The following is a 6793-nucleotide window of genomic DNA, read 5'->3' as shown; positions in this document are numbered from 1 at the left end:
GGGTGGCGCCCCCGCGCCGGCGACCTTGCTAGGCCGGGGGGGTGAAACGCGGGGCCGGGGGGGGGCGGGGGGGGCGGGCGTCCCGGCGGCGGCGGACCCAGAGTCGGCGCGCAGGCCGAGAGTGCGCCCGCGAGAGCGGTGGCGGCGAGGGTGCGAACGCGGTCGGCCATTCCGTCAGCCTATACGCCAATGCGGCCAAATCATGCCAGAGGCTCAAACCGCGATGGCCGTTCGACCGGCCTCAATCGTCCCCGCCGGGTCGCCCGCGCAGGACCTTGACGCCGGACCGCTTCGACTTGCCTTCCAGGCGCTTCAGTTTCGAGGCGTAGGTCGGCCGGGTCTTCTTGCGCGGCTTGGGCTTGTGGGTGGCCTGTTCGATCAGGTCGACCAGCCGCGCGCGGGCGTCCTGGCGGTTCATCTCCTGGCTGCGGTGGCTCTGGGCGAAGATCACGATCACCCCCTCCTGGTTCATCCGGCTGCCGGCGATCCGCTCCAGCCGGTGCTTGACGTCGTCAGGCAGCGAAGGGGAATTGCGCGCGTCGAACCGAAGCTCCACCGCCGAGCTCGAGGTGTTGACGTGCTGGCCGCCCGGCCCCGAGGCACGGACGAACTTCTCGCCGATCTCGTCGTCTTCGATGGAAAGGGTGTCGGTGACCGGGATCATGGGGTTGGCTGTGGCATGTTTCGGCCGGTTCGGCGACGCCGGCGCCGCTGCGGCGAATGCCGATTCCGAGGCCGCTTCCCTTGACCTTTGAGCAAAAAACCGCTGGAAAGCGCCCGCTTTCCCGCACCCGCGTTGCGCGTGGGCGTGGCCCCATACCCGTTCAGGAGAACAATCATGCGCGTCTACTATGACCGCGACGCCGACCTTTCCCGCATCCTGGACAAGAAGATCGCCATCGTAGGCTATGGCAGCCAGGGCCGCGCGCATGCGCTCAACCTGAAGGACTCTGGGGCCACCAACGTCGCCGTGGCGCTGAAGCCCGGCTCGGCGACGGCCAAGAAGGTCGAAGCCGACGGTCTGAAGGTGATGAGCGTCGCTGACGCCGCCAAGTGGGCGGACCTGTTGATGGTGCTGGCGCCGGACGAGATCCAGCGCGACATCTACAAGGCCGACATCGAGCCCAACATCCGCGACGGCGCGGCCCTGCTGTTCGCCCACGGCCTGAACGTCCATTTCGGCCTGATCGAGCCCAAGTCGACCGTCGATGTGCTGATGGTGGCGCCCAAGGGGCCCGGCCATACGGTGCGCGGCGAATACCTCAAGGGCGGCGGCGTGCCCTGCCTGATCGCGGTGCATCAGGACGCCACCGGAGGGGCGCTGGACCTGGGCCTGGCCTATGCCTCGGCGATCGGCGGCGGCCGCTCGGGCGTCATCGAGACCAACTTCCGCGAGGAGTGCGAGACCGACCTGTTCGGCGAACAGGCGGTGCTTTGCGGCGGGCTGGTCGAACTGATCCGCGCCGGCTTCGAGACCCTGGTGGAGGCGGGCTACGCGCCGGAGATGGCCTATTTCGAATGCCTGCACGAGGTGAAGCTGATCGTCGACCTGATCTATGAGGGCGGCATCGCCAACATGAACTATTCGATCTCCAACACCGCCGAGTATGGCGAGTATGTTTCCGGCCCCCGCGTGGTCACGGCGGAAACCAAGGCCGAGATGAAGAGGATCCTCGACGACATCCAGTCGGGCCGCTTCGTCCGCGACTGGATGAACGAGAACGCCGCCGGCCAGGCCAGCTTCAAGGCTACGCGCCGCCGCGGTTCAGAGCACCAGATCGAGGAAGTCGGCGCGCGCCTGCGGGCCATGATGCCCTGGATCACCAAGAACGCGTTGGTGGACACGGCGCGGAACTGAGCGCGGGGCGAGTCACCCCTACGAAGGCTCTCAGGGACGGGATGCGGGTCAACCCAGTTGACGAACGCTAACGAGGGGTTGGCCGCATGCTGCGCAATCGCTCAGCGGTCGTGGGGTGGTTGAGCAGGAAAAGGCGGGTGAAGGATCAGGCTCGGATTCGATCCCCAAGCAAGCACCCTCGCGGGGCCAGGAACGTTGCTCCCGGGGCGCCACCCACCAACGCCGCCGCCGCGTGATCGGCGCCGCGCTCGCGTTGGCGTTGGATCAGATTGAACACCGGCAGGCCCACTGCCCAGATCGCGACAAGCGTTAGGGGCAGGGCGATCCAGCCGACGCGCCCGCGTCGAAGGACTGCGGCGCGGGTCGTTTCGCTGGCGAGGGCGAGGGCGAGCGTAATCCAAAGCCATCCGGAAACGACCCCCAACAGCGGATCGCCGGTTCGAACGTGCTGGCTTTCGTGGGCGATGGCCCACAGCGCCTGATCTCTGGGGATGGTGAGACTGGCGGCTCCCATGACGATCCGCATGCGCGAGCCAAGGCCAGTGACGGTGCCCGAGCCGCAGGGTCGGCCATCGCTGGGACGTATAACGATAGGCACGCCGGGCGTGCCGGCCCGCTGCAGCAGGGCGATCGACTTTTGCTTCAGCGGCCCGTCAGCAAGTGGGACGTCGCCGGAGGCCGGCCGGCCGAAGACAACCAACGCGGCGATCAGCACCGCAAGCGACACGATCATCCACCAGAAACGACGCACTGCGCGCATCGAGGGCTACCGCCGGGCGTTCAGCCAGTCCTTGATGGTCCGGTTGACCAGGGTTTCGGCGTCGTGCTGGACGAAGTGGCCGGCGCCGGGGATCATCAGGATCGTGGTGTCGGCGGCGACGTGGTTCCATGTGCCGGCGTGGCCCTGGGCGTTCAGCGCCTTGTCGCCCATCCCGTGGATCACCAGCACCGGCGCCCTGATCATCGGGAAGGGGACTTCCGGTCCCGCATCCGGCCCGGCGGTCTTTGGATAGTTGGCCCGGTAATAGTTCATCATCGCGGCGAAGTCGGAGCGCTTGAAGGCTTCGACGTAGCCCGGCTTCTCCGCAGGATCCTTCACCCACCCGGCCAGACCCTCGGCGCTCAGCATCTTCTCCGAGCCCTCCTTCTGGAAGTTGCGGGCGTACTGGCTGTTGGCCTGCTGGTCCTTGTTGGTGGCCAGTTCGCGCGCCATCCCCGCCGGGTGCGGCACCGACAGGATCACCAGCCGGTTGACCAGCTCCGGGCGGTTCAGCGCCACCTGCCAGGAGATCGCCGCCCCCCAGTCGTGACCGATCAGGATGGTGCTCTTCTGCCCCTCGGCGGCGACCACGGCGGCCACGTCGCCGATCAGGTTGGCCATGGCGTAGGCGGCCTCGCCCTTGGGCTTGTCGGAGAGGTTGTAGCCGCGGGTGTCCATCGCCGCGGTGCGATAGCCGGCGGCTGACAGCTCGGCCATCAGCGGCTTCCAGGTCGCCCAGTAGTCGGGGAAGCCGTGGACCAGGACCACCAGCGGGCCCTTGCCCTCGACCACATAGTGGATCTTGACCGCTCCATTCAGCGCATAGCGGTCGGCGGGCTTGGCGGCGGCCGCGGCCTGGGTGGCGCCGGCGATCAGCAGCAGGGCGGCCAGAGCGCCCGCGAGCCTGGCAAAGGTTCGTCCCATGTCTCTCTCCCCCTGGTTCGCGGGAAGCATAGCACGGACCGTCCGGCGTCACCGATCAGTAGAGCTGATGGGCCCCGTTGGCGGCCATGACGATGGCGCCGGCGACGAACAGCAGGGCGATGAGGATGTGGTGCACAGCCGATCTCCTTGGCGATCCCCCGTCGAGATAGCGATCGCCGCGGCGACGGCCTGTGACCCGGGTCACGGCCGATTAGACCTGTGCGCTAGACAGTATGTGATACACAGTATATGACACACGGTATGCCGCCCGAATCCGACATCTTCGAGAGCCTGCGACTGGAACTGCGCCGCGGATCGCTGATCCTGGCGGTGCTCGGCCTGCTGCGGCGCGAACATTATGGCTACACGCTGCGCAAGGCGCTCGCTCTGGCCGGCGTCGAGATCGACGAGGGCGCGCTCTATCCGATGCTCCGTCGCCTGGAGACCCAGGGTCTGCTGACCAGCGAATGGCGTGAGGAGGACAAGCGCAACAAGCGCTTCTACCGGCTTTCCGAAGACGGGGTGCGGGTGCTTGCCCGCCTCGTCGACGCGTGGCGCGCCCTCAACGCCTCGGTGACCGACATCCTGGAGGGAGGATCCTGATGGACCTCATTGAACGCTATCTGGCCGCCGTCGCGCGGAACCTGCCGGGCAAACAGGCCGGCGATATCACCGCCGAGCTGCGCGACGTGCTGCTGTCGCGCGTCGAAGACCTGGAAGCGACGCTCGGGCGGCCGCTTGAGCGCGCCGAGGTCGAGCAGCTGCTGATCGACTTCGGCCATCCGCTGGTCGTCGCCTGGCGCTACCGCAAGGTGCAGCACCTGATCGGACCGGAAATCTTCCCGTTCTGGTGGGCGGGCGTGAAGGTTGTCCTGTCCCTCGTGCTGGGCCTCTATCTGGTGCTGGTGATCCTGGGGGTTCTGCTCGGCAAGTCCGAAGCCGAGTTCAGGCGCGGCGTGCCGGACATCTGGTATGTGGCGGTCTACCTGTTCGGCCTGGTGACCCTGGTCTGCGCGGGCATCGAGCGCTTCGGAAAGACCCAGGCCCTGCGGAAGTGGAAGCCCAGCCGCCTGCCGCCGGCCGGCGGCAAGCCGCGCTCGCGCATCGAGGCGGTGGTCGAGGGTGGCATGACTGTCGTGTTCATCCTGTGGTGGACGGGCCTGATACACTTTCGCGACGCTCTGCTCGAACACCTGCCGCCCTGGACGGCTGTGATCACCGCCGATCTCGCGCCGGTGTGGAGCCAATACCATTGGCCGATCCTGAGCTATGCGGCGATGGACCTCGCGGTGAACCTGATGATCGTCTTCCGACCCGCCGCATTGCGACTGAACGCCGGTCTGTCGCTGGTCCGCTATCTGGTTGGAGCGGTGATCCTTCTGGGTGTCCTTCGCGCCGGGCACTGGCTGGTGGTCGCAGGGCCGCGCGGCTGGTCAGCGGACGTTGCGGCGCAAGTCCAGACCAACTTCGACATCGGCATGCGCCTGGGGATCTATGGCGCGATTGCCGTCATGCTGGCGAAGGCAGCGCTTGAGGTCTGGCGGCTCTACAAGATCCGGCGGGCTGAAGCCCCGATCTAGAAGGTCACATGCGCGGCGCTCGCCAGCATGAGGGCGCTGGCCGCCAGGGTCATGATCGTGATCAGCAGCTGGCGCCCGGCCGCCGTTCTCCCGGGTCCTTGCCCAGAGATTCGGCGGCCGACTGTGTTCAGAGGCGCTGCGTCAGTGTTTCTCGGCCGCTTCTTTTTGTACCTGACCGGCCACGGCGCCGGCCGCGCCGCCCACCGCCGCCCCGACCGGACCCGCGATCACGGCGCCGGCGACAGCGCCGGACGCGGCCTTCTGCTCGGTGGTGGTGTTGCACGCTCCGAGGGTCAACAGACCGCCGGCGAAGGCGAGCATGGTGAGTGTCTTGTTCATGAGAGTCTCCTGGCCGAAACCGGCGCCCAAGCTAATGGCCCAGACCGCTCAAGGTTCCCTCGCAGCGCAGCCTCTGCCCAAGGCCGGTGGATCCGGCGCCGCCCGGACAACTACTCGCCTCCGAGGCGAACCGTCGCGGCCTTCTGGGGGCCCAATCATGCTGCGACGCAATATAGACTTGCAAATCGCCTGGGGTTTGTTCATAAGCCCTTCACCATTTGCCGTCGCCTGCCCCCATCGAGTCCCGGGCAGGCCTGCCGGCGGTCGCTTCCAGCACGAGCAGGGGCGAGCGCGGCGACAAAGTCGGGGGGCATGTTCGCCCTCGTCGCGCAGGACACGTTTGTTTTGACATCAGGAACGCAGGCCCGCGCCGATTGGCGCGCGCTGTTTAGCGCCGCCTTGATCGGTTCCGGCCTTGGGCTGGGCCTTGGCGCCTTCTACATGGCCGGTGGGATGTCCCACGTCGCCACTGACCACAGCCGGGCCGCCCGGATCGCCGAGGCCGCCGGGGGCGGGTTCTCGGAAACCATGTTGCAGCGCGAAACGCAGAGCATGGATTTCGCCGCCCTTCGCCTGGCGCGGATCCATGACGGATTGGCCGGAGCCAGGGCTCAGCGCGATGCCGTCCCGGCCTGGTCCGGACCCCCCGCCGCTGACGACGTCGGCCCGACGCCGGGCCACGCGGCGCTGAATTCGGCGCGCGACCTCGATTGTCTGACCCAGGCGGTCTATTTCGAAGCCCGCGGTGAGAGCCAGCGCGGCCAGGCCGCCGTCGCCCAGGTGGTCCTGAACCGCGTGCGGCACCCGGCCTTCCCGAAGACGGTCTGCGGCGTGGTCTTCCAGGGTGCGGCGACCCACGGCTGCCAGTTCAGCTTTGCCTGCGACGGCTCGACCGGCCAGCAGCGCGAACGCGACGCCTGGGACCGCGCCCGCACCGTGGCTGGACGCGCCCTGTCGGGCGTGGTGCTGGCCGACGTGGGTCAGGCGACCCACTTCCACACCACCGGCGTCTCGCCGCTCTGGGGTCCACAGATGCTGCGGGTCGCCCAGGTGGGCCTGCACATCTTCTACCGCGTCAACCCGCACGCGCCGGCCGTCCGGTCCGGACCTGGGCCAGACAACCGCGCGGTGTTCGTCAGCCTGCCGATCAGCCCGGCCAGTTCATTGCGCCTGGCCAGCGCGGTGGTGGAGAAGGCGGCGATCATCACGAGCACCGCGGTCGGCGGCTCGCCGCCGGCCGCGCCCGCGGAGCCGAAGGTGTCCGCGGTGAAGCTTGCGCCGGCGCCCGAGCCGGTCAAGGCCGCCCAAGCCGCCGACATCACCGCGTCCTGA

9 protein-coding genes are annotated in these 6793 nt (G+C 68.0%); 4 read left to right on the top strand and 5 right to left on the bottom strand.

Features of this window, described 5'->3' with window-relative positions; translation table 11 throughout:
- Positions 1–241: 241 nt before the first annotated feature.
- Complete coding sequence (gene arfB / locus RMN86_RS13860; protein WP_309606443.1) at positions 242–664, bottom strand: alternative ribosome rescue aminoacyl-tRNA hydrolase ArfB; 423 nt, start codon at positions 662–664, stop codon at positions 242–244.
- A 174-nt stretch (positions 665–838) separates the two neighbouring features.
- Between arfB and ilvC the strand changes: the two genes are divergently transcribed.
- Positions 839–1858, top strand: coding sequence for a ketol-acid reductoisomerase (gene ilvC / locus RMN86_RS13855; protein WP_309606442.1), 1020 nt, complete (start codon positions 839–841; stop codon positions 1856–1858).
- Positions 1859–2003: 145 nt separating this feature from the next.
- Here the strand turns inward: ilvC and RMN86_RS13850 are convergent, their stop codons facing one another.
- Genes RMN86_RS13850 through RMN86_RS13840 form a run of 3 tightly spaced genes read right to left on the bottom strand, consistent with a single transcriptional unit; the run spans position 2004 to position 3747 of the window.
- Positions 2004–2573, bottom strand: a complete 570-nt coding sequence (locus RMN86_RS13850; protein WP_309606441.1) for a M48 family metalloprotease — start codon at positions 2571–2573, stop codon at positions 2004–2006.
- Positions 2574–2624: 51 nt separating this feature from the next.
- The gene (locus RMN86_RS13845; protein ID WP_309606440.1) at positions 2625–3542 is read right to left on the bottom strand and encodes an alpha/beta hydrolase; all 918 of its coding nucleotides are present in this window, start codon (positions 3540–3542) and stop codon (positions 2625–2627) included.
- A 55-nt stretch (positions 3543–3597) separates the two neighbouring features.
- Positions 3598–3747 (bottom strand): hypothetical protein, encoded by a 150-nt coding sequence (locus RMN86_RS13840; RefSeq protein WP_309606439.1) that lies wholly within the window; start codon positions 3745–3747, stop codon positions 3598–3600.
- 56 nt (positions 3748–3803) lie between these two features.
- On the opposite strand from RMN86_RS13840, the gene RMN86_RS13835 reads away from it, so the two are divergent.
- Both RMN86_RS13835 and RMN86_RS13830 read left to right on the top strand, forming a co-directional pair.
- The gene (locus RMN86_RS13835) at positions 3804–4145 is read left to right on the top strand and encodes a PadR family transcriptional regulator (protein ID WP_309606438.1); all 342 of its coding nucleotides are present in this window, start codon (positions 3804–3806) and stop codon (positions 4143–4145) included.
- Positions 4145–5122, top strand: coding sequence for a hypothetical protein (locus RMN86_RS13830; protein WP_309606437.1), 978 nt, complete (start codon positions 4145–4147; stop codon positions 5120–5122). Before RMN86_RS13835 ends, RMN86_RS13830 begins: the two co-directional genes overlap by 1 nt.
- Before the next feature lie 141 nt (positions 5123–5263).
- Here RMN86_RS13830 and RMN86_RS13825 read toward each other — a convergent pair whose 3' ends face one another.
- Positions 5264–5461, bottom strand: coding sequence for a hypothetical protein (locus tag RMN86_RS13825; RefSeq protein WP_309606436.1), 198 nt, complete (start codon positions 5459–5461; stop codon positions 5264–5266).
- 312 nt (positions 5462–5773) lie between these two features.
- Here RMN86_RS13825 and RMN86_RS13820 point away from each other — a divergent pair, with 312 nt between their 5' ends.
- Positions 5774–6793 (top strand): cell wall hydrolase, encoded by a 1020-nt coding sequence (locus tag RMN86_RS13820; RefSeq protein ID WP_309606435.1) that lies wholly within the window; start codon positions 5774–5776, stop codon positions 6791–6793.

Source organism: Phenylobacterium sp., assembly GCF_031360265.1.
Classification (GTDB): Bacteria; Pseudomonadota; Alphaproteobacteria; order Caulobacterales; family Caulobacteraceae; genus Phenylobacterium.
This window is presented reverse-complemented; position numbering and strand designations above follow the sequence as displayed.

Excerpts from the sequence above, each read along its gene's own strand:
- arfB (WP_309606443.1), bottom strand. The coding sequence starts at position 664 with ATGATCCCGGTCACCGACACCCTTTCCATCGAAGACGACGAGATCGGC.
- ilvC (WP_309606442.1), top strand. The coding sequence starts at position 839 with ATGCGCGTCTACTATGACCGCGACGCCGACCTTTCCCGCATCCTGGAC.
- RMN86_RS13845 (WP_309606440.1), bottom strand. The coding sequence starts at position 3,542 with ATGGGACGAACCTTTGCCAGGCTCGCGGGCGCTCTGGCCGCCCTGCTG.
- RMN86_RS13835 (WP_309606438.1), top strand. The coding sequence starts at position 3,804 with ATGCCGCCCGAATCCGACATCTTCGAGAGCCTGCGACTGGAACTGCGC.
- RMN86_RS13830 (WP_309606437.1), top strand. The coding sequence starts at position 4,145 with ATGGACCTCATTGAACGCTATCTGGCCGCCGTCGCGCGGAACCTGCCG.
- RMN86_RS13825 (WP_309606436.1), bottom strand. The coding sequence starts at position 5,461 with ATGAACAAGACACTCACCATGCTCGCCTTCGCCGGCGGTCTGTTGACC.
- RMN86_RS13820 (WP_309606435.1), top strand. The coding sequence starts at position 5,774 with ATGTTCGCCCTCGTCGCGCAGGACACGTTTGTTTTGACATCAGGAACG.